Here is a 14,929-nt window from a genome sequence, read left to right as displayed (position 1 = left end):
ATGAAAAGAAACAACACCTTAATTTTCATGGTAATAATATTTATTTTAACTTTATCTTGTATTTTGGCTTATTTTTATTTAAATAAATGGAGTAATGTATTTTATCCTAATGTTTCTATTAATGGTATAGATGTATCTGGTAAAACCAAAGATGACGGAATTAAATTATTAAAAGAAAACTTGAAGTATAATAGTCATGCTATATTCTTAATAAACGCTGATAAAAAAATATATGAAATTGAATTATCAAAGCTTAATCCTCAGTATAATCTAGAATCTACAGTAAATAAAGCTTTCTTATATGGAAAAGACTCAACACTTTTAAATAAAATTAGAACTTTAATAAAATCACCTTCAAAAAATTTTCCTGTAGAATTCAGATATGATAATAAACCAATAATAAATTTAGTAAATAAAATAGAAAAAGATATAAATAAACAAGCCATAAATGCTTCAATAAAGTCAATTTCACCAGGTAAACTCATCATTATAGATGATGTATTTGGGAAAAAACTTGATAAAAAACAACTGATTCAAGATATAAAAACAAGAGTGTCAACCCATGCTAGACAGAATAAAGTTAAAATAAATGCACAAATAAAAACACTTAATCCATCCATAACTAAAAATGAACTTTCAAAAATTAATACCACAGTGTCTTCCTTTTCTACTAATCTAGGTTCTTCCTCTCAAGAAAGAATTACTAATATAATTTTAGCCACATCAAAAATTAATGGAAAAATATTAATGCCCGGAGATACATTTAGTTTCTATAATACAGTTGGAGAAACAACAGAAAAAAGAGGTTTTAAAGAAGCCCCCATAATTATAAACAATAAACTTTCAAAAGGTATTGGAGGGGGACTCTGTCAAGTATCGTCAACACTATATAATTCAATAATAAGACTTAATATAAAGTCTTTAGAACGAAGTAACCATTCATTAACTACATCTTACATCCAACCAGGATTTGATGCCACAGTATCCGGAAAGGAAATTGATTATAAATTTAAAAACACTTTAAATTTTCCTATTTATATAGAGGGTTATATAAAAAATAATAAATTAACTTTTAACATTTACTCTAATTCTTCTTTAAATAAAATAAAATATACTTTAAAAAATGAAGTCTATGAAAAAAAACCTCCTAAAACAATATACAAATATGATAAAAACTTACCTTATGATATGTGTAGAAAAGTACAATCCCCTGTACAAGGTTTAAAAGTTAAAGTTTACTTAATAGGTTATAAAAATAATAAACTAATTTCTAAGGAGCTTATTTCAAATGATACTTATAAATGCTCAGATGAAATTATAATAAAGGGTACAAAAAAATATTAATTCCGTCTAACTATCTAGACGGAATCATTATGTTTTAAACTTTTCCATGGAATTATCTAATTTTTCTGTAGCTTTAATATTATTGGTATTTTCTTTAATTATATATATTTTATCTACAGCATCTAATATATCAAAAGACATTTCCGTTATATCATTTTAAGCTTTTCCTATAGATAATGTTACATTTTCTTTTACTTTATTTATTTCTCCAATAGAAAAAGTAAGTTCTTTTTTTGTATTACTGATTTCAACCATAGTATTACTTATATTTTCTATATCCACGTTATACTCTTCACAGATACTTAAAAATTCATTATAATCTTTATTAATATTAGACTTAATATACTCTAGTAATGTATTGGCTCCTCTACTTAAAACGTTTATAGACTCTCTTATTATAGCTATTATAATTTTAATATGTTCCGCATTAACAGATGATTATTCCGCAAGCTAGTAAATCCTTTTCCTGGTTCTCCTGCCCTAGCAGCCTCAATAGATGCATTTAGTGCAAGTAAATTAGTTCGTTTAGTTATATTTATAATATCTTCCGAAATCTTATTTATCTCTTCCACATTTTTTGATTTATTAATAACATTTATAATACCTTTTTCTATATCTTTGAAAACTACTTCTGTATTTTTAATAGATTTTATAGTATTTCCTTTTAAAAAACTTTCTTTACAAATAAGGTTAACAGAAAAATTAATAAAATTTCTATAAATTGGATCATTAATAAATTACGAATATTGATACCTTTCAAAAATAAAATACTACTAATAATTATAGTTATTAAATTTATTAATAAAAAATAAGTAACAGTGTTTTTATAAGTATGCACTATAAACTTATTCATATTAGCATTCCCTAACTATAACCTTCTGCGCCATTCCTTTACCTAATACTAAACGTGTCTCTCCTATTCTTAGTATCATAGGTCCCATATCATTTTTCATAACCTGTATAGTACTACCTTTTACAATACCCATTTCCATAAGTTTTTTAATTATTAATTCACCACTAGATATACTTTCTACCCTGCCAAATCTTCCCTCGTTCAAAAAATTTAAAGGCACATTTAATCCATTCATATATATTCCTCCTTAAACTAATAAGTTCAATTTTTAATATAATTAAAACACCATTTCGTTATTGATAATGATATTTATTATCAATAATATTTTACTACATTTTCTCTACTATGTAAATATTAAATAAAGCATGCAATATTAAAACTTTAACATTACATGCTTTATTTAATCTATTTAATTAACTGCCTTCACTTTTTTTGTAGCTACAATATTTACTCCTGTATTGGCAACATCTTTTATTAGTATTTCTCCCACATTTATTGGTGCTTTAACTTTTAATTTATTTATAGCCTGTACACATTCAAAAATTTTACCCTTAGGTATATCTTTTTCTGTCTTAACAGAAACCATATCTATTTCACCATTTTCAAGTTTAATAGAAGAAGTCACTATTCTAGTAGGATTTGTACACTCTTTTTCTGCGTAAGCCTTTCCCCTAGGACATATATTCCCTGTTACTTTTGTAACTTTTTTATCTTTTAATTCAACTTGAAGAGCACATCCCATAGGACATCCTATGCATACTAAATCTTTACTATTCATAAAAATTCTCCTCTCTCTTACTTATATTAACACAATATTTATATACGTTAGTCCTCAATTTTTATGGTAATATTTTTACAGTTAGGATTTTCTTCAAACATACCTTCTGCAAGTTTTAAAGTTTCCATTTCTCCAGGTGCTAGTACCCTTTTTTTTCTATGAATTACTTGCTTATTATCAAAATATACTGATATAAATTTATCTTTAAACACATTTCTGACTCTAAACCTAATATCCACACCTTTATTTATATTATCTACATGAATAGTTTTTGGAACAGTGTAAGACACTCCATTTCCCGGTATTAATTCCACAACTTCTTTATTAACTTTCTTACCTTTTATATAATCAGCTGCATTTTTACCAGCATTATAACTTTCCTCCGTAACAAAGTCAACTAAATCATGTACATGTAGTACATTCCCACAAGCAAATACACCTTCTATGTTAGTTCCCATTCTTTCATCTACTTCTGGTCCACCAGTTACACCAAGTTTTACTCCTGCTTTTCTTGAAAGCTCATTTTCAGGAAGTAATCCTACAGATAACAATAAAGTATCACATGGAATGTATTCCTCTGTTCCCCTTATTGGTCTCATTTTATCATCTACTTTTGATATATTAACTCCTGTAACCCTATCTTTTCCTTCAATTTTAGTAACAGTGTGGGCAAGTTTTAAAGGAATACCAAAATCATCTAAACATTGAACTATATTTCTTTTAAGTCCACCTGAATACGGCATAAGCTCAACTACTGCCTTTACCTTCGCCCCCTCAAGGGTCATTCTTCTAGCCATTATAAGTCCAATATCCCCAGATCCAAGTATTACTACTTCTCTACCTGGCATTTCCCCTTCTATATTTACAAACTTTTGTGCAGTACCAGCAGTATATATACCCGCACATCTACTACCCGGTATATTTATTGCACCTCTTGGTCTTTCTCTACAGCCCATAGCGAGTATTATAGACTTTGCTTTAATTTCTAATATTCCATCCTCATCATTTACTGCTGTTATAATTTTATCTTCATTTAAATCAATAACCATAGTATTTAGTTTATAATCTACTTTCATATCTGATATCTTGTCTATAAATCTTTGAGCATACTCTGGTCCTGTAAGTTCTTCTTTGAAAGTATGAAGCCCAAAACCATTATGAATACATTGATTAAGTATCCCACCAAGACTCTTATCCCTTTCAAGTATTAATATATTATCAATTCCTTCTTCTTTAGCCTTTATTGCTGCTGCAAGTCCTGCTGGACCCCCACCTATTATAACAATATCATATTGTTGCATAATTAAGCCCTCCATTTTTTTATTCATTATCTACAAGTACAGTTGATTTATTACCAAATTTAGTTACACCTTTACGCATAGTCTTTAGCTCTTCAGCTAATATATCAACAGTCTTATTTAAACAAAATCCACTTTGGCATCTTCCCATACCTGCTCTCGTTCTTCTTTTTACTCCGTCTAAGTTTCTTGCACCTAAAGGTCTTCTTATAGAATCTCTTATTTCTCCTTCTGTAACAGTTTCACATCTACAAACTATTCTCCCATAGGCTGGATCCCTTTTTATAAGTTCTTTTCTTTCATCATTATTCATTTCTCTAAATTTAGGTATAGATTTTCTTATAGGATTAAATTCTTTATTTTTCTCAGGTTTTAACTTATCCACTATTATTTCTCTAATATATTCACCAATAGCTGGTGCGCTAGTAAGTCCTGGTGACTCTATACCTATAACATTTATAAAATTTTTACAATCTTCCACCTCTTCGATTATAAAATCCCCCGATACCTCATGAGCCCTAAGTCCTGCAAAAGACGTTATAACTTGTCTTGACGGTATTTCTTTAATTGTAAGAGGAGCTTTTTCAAAAATCATACCTAATCCCTCTGCTGTAGTTTCTAAATTATCTTTATCATCTAAATCCACTGAAGTAGGTCCCATAAGTAAATTTCCATCCACAGTTGGAGTTACTAAAACCCCTTTTCCCATTTTAGTTGGTAATTGAAATAATGTTCTATTTACCATGCTTCCAACAGACTTATCAAATAATAGATATTCACCTTTTCTAGCAACAATTCTATATTTCTTATCACTAACCATATTATTTAGCTTGTCTCCGAAAAGACCTGCTGCATTTATAACTATTTTCCCTTCTATATTGCCTTTATTAGTTTGCAATACATATGAATCTTCTTTTTTTTCTATCTCTAAAACCTTTGTATCAAATTTAAACTCTACTCCATTTATATTTGCATTTTCCGCTAATGCAATTGTAAATTCATAAGGACATACTATTCCTCCTGTAGGCAGAGTTAATACCGCTACAACATTATCTGATAAATTTGGTTCTAACTTCAAAGCTTCATCTCTATTTAATATTCTCATGGTATCAGGAACTCCATTTTCAAGTCCACGCTGTTTTAAATCTTCTAATTTACATATATCTTCTTCATTAAAACAAAGCACTAAAGATTCATTTCTCTTAAAAGGAAAGTCTAACTCCTCTTTTAGTTTATCAAACATTTCATTTCCTCTTATATTCATCTTAGCCTTTAGTGTACCTGGCATTGGATCTTCTCCAGCATGCACTATTCCACTATTTGCTTTACTAGTACCAGCTGCAACATCTGCTTCTTTTTCTAGTACACATGTTTTTAAATTATATTTAGATAATTCTCTTGCTATTGCACACCCTGTAACTCCAGCACCAATTATTATTATATCAAACATATTGTTCCTCCTTTGTGGCAAAAAATAAGAGCCTTAATTTAAGAGAGAACTCTATCTCTCCTAAATTAAGGCTCTCTAATCTCTGCCTTAAATTAATCATAACATTTTTCAACACTATTGTACCATATATATATTTATCTTTCAATATTTTTATAAATAATTTTATTTTCTAATATTTATGCTATTTTATATAATTGTTTTCAATATAACTGCTATCATACTGATAAATTATAAACCTATTTTATAATAAAACTATTATTTAACATCATTAGTAGTTCTATAGTTTCTTTTGTTTTTCCAAAATCCATTATATATTTTTTAATATTGATATCGTTTTCTAAGTTGTCCTTAGTAATCTTGTTCCAAAACCCTTTTATATTTTTCACCACTGTCCCTCCCTTATTGCATGTAAAGTAATTCCCCTTATTACTACAGTTATTTATCGTTATTTATAATAAATTCTTAAATAACTTTAAAAATATTTTAAACTCGATAAAATAATACATTAAACATTAAAATGCTTCCTTTATAAAAACAGTTCTTTATTTAACTGTATAATATAAAGAAAGCAATTTATTTTTATTATTATTTCTTTTATTTATTACCCTATAAAGCTATTTTCTACCTTTTTACAAAACTAGAATTCCTCCTAAATAAGTACCAGAAGTGTAACTTTTAAATTTCCATTGGCTGCAAATGTAGAAAAACTACATATAAACGCCCAACTCCACAAATAATAGCTGTAGTTATGGTAAGTTTAGTCAGTGAACTCATAATTCAAACCTACCCTTGTAATTATCTTAATATTATATAATTTTAGGTTTTCCTCTTTTTATAAATTTCCCAGCTCCCTCTTTTCCAATAAATTTACCATACTTAGCCACTATTTCTCCTTGTGATAATGTAATAATTGGATATCCTTTTATTTTAAAACCTTCATAAGGTGTATAGTCCACATTTTCATTAAGATTTTTATGAGTTATAGTAAGTTCTTTATTGGGATCAAATATAACTATATCTGCATCACACCCAACTGCAATAGTTCCTTTTTGGGGATACATCCCAAAGATTTTAGCTGCATTAGTAGAAGTTAATTCTACAAATCTTTGTAAACTAATTCTTCCTTCTCTAACCCCATAATTATACATAAGACACATTCTAAGTTCCACTCCTGGTACCCCATTCGGTATTTTGGTAAAATCATCTAGGCCCATTTCCTTCTGTTTTATAAAAAAAGGGCAATGATCTGTAGATACTACTTGTAATGTGTTATTTTGTAATCCTTTCCATAAAACCGGCCAGTTTTCCCTATTTCTGAGAGGAGGGGACATAACGTATTTTGATCCATTAAAACCTGGTTCTTCATAATTTTCATTAGATAAAAATAAATACTGTGGACAAGTTTCACCCATAACTGGATATCCTCTTTCTCTTGCTCTAGCTATCTCTGATGTAGATGCCTCACAAGTATTATGAACTATATATAAAGGAGCTTTACATATTTGCGCTAGTTTTATAGCTCTTCCTACCGCTTCTCCTTCACATAATTCAGGACGTGATATTGCATGATATTTAGGTTCAATTTTCCCTTCTTTTAAAAATTTTTTTGTATAGTAGTCTATAACATAGTAATTTTCTGCATGCACACAAGTCAATCCACCACTTCTAGTAACATGCATAAGAGTTTTCATTAAAGTATCATCATCTACTTTCATTCCATCATAAGTCATAAATAATTTGAAGCTAGAATATCCTTCTTTTATTATATCTGGTATTTCCCTCATAATGGTATCATTCATATCTGTAATTACAATATGAATTCCGTAATCTATGCAAGATTTTTTATCTGATTTTTCTCTCCAAATCTTAACTGTGTCTTTCAAAGTTTTACCTTTAGGCTGTATAGCAAAATCTACTATTGTAGTAGTTCCACCACATGCAGCAGCTTTTGTTCCAGTAATAAAATCATCACTAGAAAAAGTTCCACAAAACGGCATATCCATATGTGTATGTGGATCTATACCACCTGGAAAAATATACTTTCCAGAAGCATCAATAATTTTCCCCTCAGCACCTTGTAAACTTTCAGATATGGTTACTATTTTCCCTTTTTTTATTCCTATATCCCCTTTAACAGTATCCCCTTCGGTAACAATAATACCATTTTTTATTATAGTATCATAACTTTCCATTTCACTCCTCCCAATTATTTATAAATATTTTTATAATGTAATAACAGAAAGTTGTACTATATATATATGTATTTATTAAACAGTTATTCTTTCTTTACTTATCCTTTTATTTGGATTAATCTTACAAAAACAAACTCAAATATTTTAAAATTCTATATATGATTTTTGTTTATTTATTAAAATAGTAGGTTTGTGCCTTATTATCTATAAGCTGTAAATTATATTGCTTTATTATGTCTATTAACATCTGTGAATATACCTTATCACCTTTCTTATTTTGTATAGTACTATATCCTGCTTTCTCTATAGCTTTAGCTTGTTTAGTATAATGTGTGGCATCAAATACACCATTTTGCTTATATCTTTTATTTTCTTTCAAAAAATTCATATAGTCTTTAATAGATTCCTCTGGTGAATTATAACTTCTAAATTTGTCTTTTATAACATCCTTGTAGTTTTCTTTAGTCTCCATTAATATAGACTTCCCATGAAAGTTCTTATCTGCTTTTATTCCAAAAATATTATTAGCCTGTATACTTAGTTTAGATTTTCCCCAACCTGATTCTAATATAGCCTGGGAGATAGTTATTGATGGCAGTATACCAAAATTATAATAACCCTCTATGGCATATTTTTCTAAATTATTTATAAATTCCTTTTGCTCAACACTTATGTTTACTAAAGCTTTATTCTCCAGCTTATTCATATATTTATATACCTTATCTTTTTGCTTATCTATGATATTCATTTCCGTTAAAACTTCATCCAAACTTCTTAATTTATAGTTGCTTTTTTTAAACTTATTAGCATCATTGTTTTTCACAATAAAACTATTAGCAATACTTCTGATTTCCTGGTCTTTTATTTTTTTTAACTCATCTTTATTCACAGTTAAAGTTATTGCATATAAATATTTCCAATTTACTTGAAAACTATTATAACTAACCTCATCTGCTATTTCTATACATCTTTTCATATAACCAACATCAATTTTTACACCTTTATAGTTTAATAATATCTTCAAACTATAAATTGCAACAGAAAATATAATTAATACAGTAATCAAACAAGTTTTCTTCTTTTTGCACATTGTATTCCCCCTATATTAAAAATTGCCTATTATATAACTATAATATAAAAGCCACCTGCTAACAAAACTAAATCTCCTAATATCCATTTGGTTTTATTTAAATTTTTTCTGTTAGATATAAAAATACTTAATAAAACACTTATCATTATAATAACTAATCCTAAAATTCTATCATTTCCCATATATATCTCCCTCAATCTATACTCCTTTATTTATAACCATATTACTTTATAAGAATATATTTTTTATTAAAAATTTATTAATTAATTATTACATTTTTTATAAATTATTTCTTAAAATATACGCCTTTCTAAATAAATTGTATAAAAATTAGGGCATATAGTAATACATTAATTACTACATGCCCCAGTTTTATTATTTCTCTTCATTATTTATATCTTTAGAATAAACCCTATCGTTTATAATATCATTGTATTTTAACATTAATTTGTCTACATAAATCTTTATAACTGCCATGGTAGGTACTGCTAAAAGCATCCCTATAGCACCATAAAAACCTCCTCCTACAGTGACTGCAAATATTATTAAGAATGGATTTAACCCTACCTTACCACCTATAAGTTTCGGATCTAAATACCATCCATCAAATTGCTGCAACAAAAATAGAAATATAAGTACAAAAAGTGCTTTTAATGGACTAAAGAATATGTTAATAATAAAGGCCGCTACCATACCAACAAAGGGTCCAAAGTAAGGTATCATATTAGTAACCCCTACAATTAAAGCTATTAACAGTGTATATGGGGATTTTAAAATATTTAATCCTACAAACGCTATTATGGCGATTATTAGTGAATCTAATGCCTTAGTTCCTATATAAATTCCTATCATATAATGTATATTTTTAAAGAAAGTCATTATTCTTGTCCCGTTTTTATTTTTAAAAACTATATATATAATTTTCTTGAAAAAATCTATTATTCTTTCTTTGTCAGCTAAAACATATATAGATATAATAAAACCAAAAATCCATTTTATAAAAGAATTAGTAAATGATAAAGTTTTAGATAATAATGTATTTAACACATTTACTAATATAGTACTAGCCTTTGAAACTAAAAAATCAGGTTTAAGGTTAAAATCTCCCATTGAATTGACTATATAGTCTTGCAACCCATGTTTTTGTATAAAATTATTTATCCAATTTTGAGATTTAGTGGCAACTTCTGGAATATTTTTCCCGATATCTATGATACTAGATGTAATTTTAGGCATTAAATATATTAAAAAAATAGCTATAATAAATATTATTAAAGAATATGTAATCAAAATACTTAAACTTCTTTTTAACTTAAATTTTCTTTCTAAAAAATTCATTATAGGATTTAATATATACGCTATTATCATAGCAAATATAAAGGGAGAAATTATAGAAAAAAACTTACTTACAAAAGAAAAAAACACATTATAATTATTTATTAATTTTATTAATATAAATCCAATTATCACTGCTATAACTATATCTAAATATCTTAAAATCCTATTTTTGTGAAACTGCAACTTTTATCAACTCCCTCTAGATAAACTATATCCAAATTATAACATATTAATACAAAAAAGTGATGCCATTTAAAATAATATTAACACTGCCATATACATTATTACATACATAATAAAAAAATTTACATTAATTTAATATAAAATATATTTTATACTCATTTATATCATTTTTTACTTTAATAATAAATTTATAAATAATTTCTAAAATATATTTTCTAAATCTCCGCATTACTTTCACCATGACACTATTGAATAAACCATTTATTTCTTTATTAATTTCTACTCTCATTACATATATTTAGTAATTACTGCTATTTCATAAGTACTTGGAATAATACTTTAGAGATTATTCCAAGTACTTTAACTCTCCTGTAGTTAGATTATCTTTAAACTATTCTTTATTTAATATGTAAATAAAGTTATTAATTAAAGAATTAATCCTATAAAAACATAATATTTTAAATAACTTTCCCATTAGGATTTAAAAAAATAAGAAAATATAACTACTAGTATAATTGTAAAAGGAAGTACAAACCCTATAGTTATAAGTATAAATATTAGTTTATAGTTCATTTTTTTACTTTCTAATTATTAATATTAATGTTTCAAATTAAATAATCGTTATATTCTAAAATTTATTTAGTGGAAATTGTTATAATTTCTAAAACATAATAATTACGAACATTTGATTTTTAAATATGCTTATATGAAATTCATTCAATATTAACCCCTTAAAATTAAGTATATTTTTATAAGAACGTTCGCAGATATTATTGACTTTAATATTTGTTTTTGTTAATATGTACGAGTGCAAAAATAAAGCAAAGGAGAATAACATGCATAACTTATTAAATTCGTATTTTAAATTAGAAGAAAATAAAACATCAATTAAAACAGAAATTTTAGCAGGAATAACTACATTTATGACAATGGCTTATATCTTAATAGTTAATCCAGCAATTTTATCAGAAACTGGCATGAATTTTAATTCCGTGTTTACAGCCACCGCACTTGCTGCAATAGTATCAACCCTATTAATGGGAATATACGCAAAATTGCCTTTTGCCCAAGCGCCAGGCATGGGACTTAATGCCTTTTTTGCTTACACTATTGTAATAGGAATGGGCCACACATGGCAATTCGCATTAACTGCAGCCTTTTTAGAAGGAATAATTTTTATATTACTTTCCGCTTTTAATATTAGAGAAGCTATAATGAACTCTATACCTAATAATATTAAAAAATCAATTTCTGTAGGTATAGGCATATTTATAGCATTTATTGGATTAGAAAATGCTCAAATAGTATTGCACCCTAAATCAGGTACAATACTATCATTAGGAAATATAACAAATGGTATAGCATTACTTGCAATTATAGGGTTAATAATAACAGGAGTTCTTCTTGCTAAAAATGTAAATGGAGCCTTACTACTTGGAATTATACTTACGACTCTAATAGGAATACCTATGGGAATAACTAAACTTCCAAATTCTATTTTTAGTGCCCCTCCTAGTATAAGTCCTATATTTTTGAAATTCCAATGGAATGATATATTAAGTAAAGATATGTTTATAGCATTATTCACTTTATTATTTATGGATATGTTTGATACTGTAGGAGCTTTAGTAGGTGTTTCTACTAAAGCAGGAATGTTAGATGAAAATGGAAATGTACCCAGAGCAAAACAAGCTTTACTTTCAGATGCTATTGGAACAACATTAGGAGCTTGCTTTGGTACCAGCACTGTAGCTACATTTGTAGAAAGTGCATCAGGAGTTGCAGCCGGTGGTAAAACGGGTTTAACAGCTGTTTCTACTGCAATAATGTTTATTTTAGCATTATTTTTATCTCCATTATTCTTAATGATCCCATCGGCAGCTACTGCGCCATCACTTATTTTAGTTGGATTATTTATGCTATCTCCTATACAGGAGATAGACTTGTCAGATTTTACTGAAGCTATTCCAGCCTTTCTTACTATAATAATGATGCCGTTAGCTTATAATATCTCTGATGGTATAATATTTGGAGTAGTTTCTTATGTGTTATTGAAATTATTAACAAACAGAGGAAAAGAAGTATCTATAGCAACTTATATATTGGCAGTATTGTTTATACTAAAATTCTTCATATAAAAAAAGCTGTTACTAAATTAAATTTAAAAAACAGCCTAAATGCGACTTATATTATAATAGTCGCATTTTTTATTATATTATTTAATTATTGGACTAATTATAATGCACATCTGTGCTGCAATATATGTTATCCATATAACAAGTCCTGAATGTTTTATTTGAAATAGTTGACTTTCCATAAATGCTATTATACCATCTGATATTATAAATAAACTTGCTCCTATAAAAGTAATTATAAATTTTCCCTGAGATGCAAAAGCCAGCCATAAAGCATTAATAGCCATATTTAAAATTAAAGTTGAATAAACTACTCCTATATTAAATGTATCTATATCCCCATTAAACTTATTTCTAATAAACTTATTGCAAATACATATAAATATAATTAATATAAACAAATTTAATATACTAATACCTATTTTAAATTTGCCCATAAATATTATAGTAAAAATAAATCCAACAAAATAACATATATGTGCTAATCCGAATAATGTCATACCACCTATTAATCTATTAGAAAAGCTTAATACACCCGCCATAGCTAAATCTCCGAAAAAGGATATTATCATACCTGTTAGTACAAATATAGAATAATAAGTAGTATTATTTGTATATACAATTATTGCACATACTATACAACTTGTACTTAATATTAATTTTTCTCTTAAAGGTATAGTTGTATCACTTGCATACTCATCTTTTCTTTTGAGTAAATTAATTATAAGTTTTATAAATACACAAATTTGTAAAATAAAAATAAGAAAAATAAAATTATTCAATTTATTTCACACCTAAAAATGCTTACACTATAATATATAGTGTAAGCATTTTTATTTAGAACAGATATATAAATTTATCTTTTTTTAAGCTTATCAATTAAGGAAAAGCTAAATGCAATAAAACATATTATGGCAGCTTCCATATAAACCCACTTCATAGCATAAACAAATACATCCTCTCTGCCACTTACATAGCCTAAAACCCTGTATCCAATGTTAGAACTCATCTTATTATACAAAATTGTAGTTGAGGCTGATACCCCAAAAACAAATCCTAAGTTCCTAACTAACGCATTAACACTTCCTGCAATGCCTAATTTATTTTTAGGTACAGTAGACATAACTAGTGAATTATTAGGAGATTGGAATAATCCATTACCAAGCCCTAACATAGCAACAAATAAAATAATATAAATTATACTAGTATTCTCTTTTAAAGTAGACATAAATAAAAATCCTAAAGTAACAACAAATAATCCACTTAAAGTTAGTATTTTACTTCCTATTTTATCTGATAAATACCCACTTAAAGGGGCTATTAATGAAAGGGTTATTGGGTATATCATCATAATTATACCAGCTTTCCCAGGGGTAATTTTTAGTACATCTTGAAGATAAAATGGATGAATTATGTTAACACAACTTAAAGCCGTGAAAGATATAAAAGCACATAATATATTAGTAGAAAATACCCTATTCTTAAATATAGATAAATCTAACAAAGGCTCCTCTACTTTTTTCTGTACCATTATAAAACCTATAAATGAAATAATAGAAACTATAAAGCTTAAAATTATAAATCTATTACTATATCCTATTTGTTGCCCTATGATCATTGCACTAAATATTAACACTGTAAATATAAAGAATAATATTGCACCTAAAAAATCTATTCTCTGCTTAACTATTTCCTTATTAACAGGTAGTATTTCCATGGCAAATATAAAAGCCACTATTGCTACTGGAACATTTATTAAAAAAATATATTGCCAACTAAATGCAGATATAATAAATCCACCAATTGGAGGACCAATCATGGTACCTAAAGCCACAAATGTTCCAGAAATGCCTAAAGCCCTACCTCTTTCATTAGCTGGAAAAACCTGAGTTATTATACCTTGACTCGTGGCCATTGTCATAGATGCCCCTATCCCTTGAACCACTCTTGACATTACAAGTAAAATCAAATTATTAGAAATACCACAAAGCAAAGACCCCAATCCAAAAACTACTAATCCATATTTAAAAATAGTAGTTTTTCCCTTTACATCTCCTAGTCTTCCAAACAATAAAATAGCTGCAGAAATCATTATTAAATAACTTGTTACCACCCATTCTATGGATGCCATAGACACAGAAAAATTTTTCGCCATAATGGGCAGTGCTATGTTTACAATACTTCCATCTAAGCAAGCCATAAAAGGTTGTATAACTACAATAGCTAAAATTAACCATCTATTTTCATAAACTTTATTATCCATTAATT

At 27.3% G+C, this 14,929-nt stretch carries 15 protein-coding genes; 2 read left to right on the top strand and 13 right to left on the bottom strand.

From position 1 onward, the window contains the following. Entirely contained in the window at window positions 1-1,344 is a 1,344-nt protein-coding gene (locus tag EJL03_RS00790; RefSeq protein ID WP_125152065.1) for a VanW family protein, read from the top strand. Window positions 1,345-1,500: 156 nt separating this feature from the next. On the opposite strand, the gene EJL03_RS16530 is transcribed toward EJL03_RS00790, so the two are convergent. The 11 genes from EJL03_RS16530 to EJL03_RS00750 all read right to left on the bottom strand — a co-directional run bounded on the left by EJL03_RS16530 (window position 1,501) and on the right by EJL03_RS00750 (window position 10,526). Further along, window positions 1,501-1,626 carry a hypothetical protein gene (locus EJL03_RS16530; protein WP_279222041.1) on the bottom strand — a complete coding sequence of 42 codons (126 nt, stop codon included), beginning with the start codon at window positions 1,624-1,626 and terminating at the stop codon, window positions 1,501-1,503. A 122-nt stretch (window positions 1,627-1,748) separates the two neighbouring features. Further along, complete coding sequence (locus tag EJL03_RS16525; RefSeq protein ID WP_279222053.1) at window positions 1,749-1,934, bottom strand: methyl-accepting chemotaxis protein; 186 nt, start codon at window positions 1,932-1,934, stop codon at window positions 1,749-1,751. Between the two features lie 264 nt (window positions 1,935-2,198). Further along, window positions 2,199-2,432, bottom strand: coding sequence for a FeoA family protein (locus tag EJL03_RS00780; protein ID WP_125152063.1), 234 nt, complete (start codon window positions 2,430-2,432; stop codon window positions 2,199-2,201). A gap of 174 nt (window positions 2,433-2,606) precedes the next feature. After that, the gene (locus EJL03_RS00775) at window positions 2,607-2,975 is read right to left on the bottom strand and encodes a DUF1667 domain-containing protein (protein ID WP_125152062.1); all 369 of its coding nucleotides are present in this window, start codon (window positions 2,973-2,975) and stop codon (window positions 2,607-2,609) included. Between the two features lie 47 nt (window positions 2,976-3,022). Beyond that, entirely contained in the window at window positions 3,023-4,276 is a 1,254-nt protein-coding gene (locus EJL03_RS00770; protein WP_125152061.1) for an NAD(P)/FAD-dependent oxidoreductase, read from the bottom strand. Window positions 4,277-4,295: 19 nt separating this feature from the next. Next, a complete protein-coding gene (locus EJL03_RS00765) occupies window positions 4,296-5,723 on the bottom strand; it encodes an NAD(P)/FAD-dependent oxidoreductase (RefSeq protein ID WP_125152060.1) in 1,428 nt (475 codons plus the stop codon). Window positions 5,724-5,959: 236 nt separating this feature from the next. After that, on the bottom strand, window positions 5,960-6,109 hold the full coding sequence (locus EJL03_RS15895; protein ID WP_164508963.1) for a hypothetical protein: 150 nt from the start codon (window positions 6,107-6,109) through the stop codon (window positions 5,960-5,962). Window positions 6,110-6,529: 420 nt separating this feature from the next. Beyond that, window positions 6,530-7,915 (bottom strand): dihydropyrimidinase, encoded by a 1,386-nt coding sequence (gene hydA, locus EJL03_RS00760; protein WP_125152059.1) that lies wholly within the window; start codon window positions 7,913-7,915, stop codon window positions 6,530-6,532. A gap of 169 nt (window positions 7,916-8,084) precedes the next feature. Then, window positions 8,085-9,005 carry a glycoside hydrolase family 73 protein gene (locus EJL03_RS00755; RefSeq protein ID WP_125152058.1) on the bottom strand — a complete coding sequence of 307 codons (921 nt, stop codon included), beginning with the start codon at window positions 9,003-9,005 and terminating at the stop codon, window positions 8,085-8,087. Window positions 9,006-9,034: 29 nt separating this feature from the next. Then, complete coding sequence (locus EJL03_RS15890) at window positions 9,035-9,187, bottom strand: hypothetical protein (protein WP_164508962.1); 153 nt, start codon at window positions 9,185-9,187, stop codon at window positions 9,035-9,037. Between the two features lie 193 nt (window positions 9,188-9,380). Continuing rightward, complete coding sequence (locus tag EJL03_RS00750; RefSeq protein ID WP_125152057.1) at window positions 9,381-10,526, bottom strand: AI-2E family transporter; 1,146 nt, start codon at window positions 10,524-10,526, stop codon at window positions 9,381-9,383. 836 nt (window positions 10,527-11,362) lie between these two features. On the opposite strand from EJL03_RS00750, the gene EJL03_RS00745 reads away from it, so the two are divergent. Next, the gene (locus tag EJL03_RS00745; RefSeq protein ID WP_125152056.1) at window positions 11,363-12,664 is read left to right on the top strand and encodes an NCS2 family permease; all 1,302 of its coding nucleotides are present in this window, start codon (window positions 11,363-11,365) and stop codon (window positions 12,662-12,664) included. Window positions 12,665-12,741: 77 nt separating this feature from the next. Here EJL03_RS00745 and EJL03_RS00740 read toward each other — a convergent pair whose 3' ends face one another. Then, a complete protein-coding gene (locus tag EJL03_RS00740; protein ID WP_125152055.1) occupies window positions 12,742-13,443 on the bottom strand; it encodes a lysoplasmalogenase in 702 nt (233 codons plus the stop codon). A gap of 74 nt (window positions 13,444-13,517) precedes the next feature. Continuing rightward, window positions 13,518-14,924, bottom strand: coding sequence for an MFS transporter (locus EJL03_RS00735; protein WP_125152054.1), 1,407 nt, complete (start codon window positions 14,922-14,924; stop codon window positions 13,518-13,520). Between the last annotated feature and the right edge of the window lie 5 nt (window positions 14,925-14,929).

The organism is Clostridium rectalis (genome assembly GCF_900626095.1).
Classification (GTDB): domain Bacteria; phylum Bacillota; class Clostridia; order Clostridiales; family Clostridiaceae; genus Clostridium_AS; species Clostridium_AS rectalis.
This window is presented reverse-complemented; position numbering and strand designations above follow the sequence as displayed.

Bases quoted from the DNA above. Each gene is read 5' to 3' on its own strand.
- EJL03_RS00745 (WP_125152056.1), top strand. From the start codon at position 11,363: ATGCATAACTTATTAAATTCGTATTTTAAATTAGAAGAAAATAAAACA.
- EJL03_RS00765 (WP_125152060.1), bottom strand. From the start codon at position 5,723: ATGTTTGATATAATAATAATTGGTGCTGGAGTTACAGGGTGTGCAATA.
- EJL03_RS15890 (WP_164508962.1), bottom strand. From the start codon at position 9,187: ATGGGAAATGATAGAATTTTAGGATTAGTTATTATAATGATAAGTGTT.
- EJL03_RS00770 (WP_125152061.1), bottom strand. From the start codon at position 4,276: ATGCAACAATATGATATTGTTATAATAGGTGGGGGTCCAGCAGGACTT.
- EJL03_RS00780 (WP_125152063.1), bottom strand. From the start codon at position 2,432: ATGAATGGATTAAATGTGCCTTTAAATTTTTTGAACGAGGGAAGATTT.
- EJL03_RS00775 (WP_125152062.1), bottom strand. From the start codon at position 2,975: ATGAATAGTAAAGATTTAGTATGCATAGGATGTCCTATGGGATGTGCT.
- EJL03_RS00735 (WP_125152054.1), bottom strand. From the start codon at position 14,924: ATGGATAATAAAGTTTATGAAAATAGATGGTTAATTTTAGCTATTGTA.
- hydA (WP_125152059.1), bottom strand. From the start codon at position 7,915: ATGGAAAGTTATGATACTATAATAAAAAATGGTATTATTGTTACCGAA.
- EJL03_RS00755 (WP_125152058.1), bottom strand. From the start codon at position 9,005: ATGTGCAAAAAGAAGAAAACTTGTTTGATTACTGTATTAATTATATTT.
- EJL03_RS00790 (WP_125152065.1), top strand. From the start codon at position 1: ATGAAAAGAAACAACACCTTAATTTTCATGGTAATAATATTTATTTTA.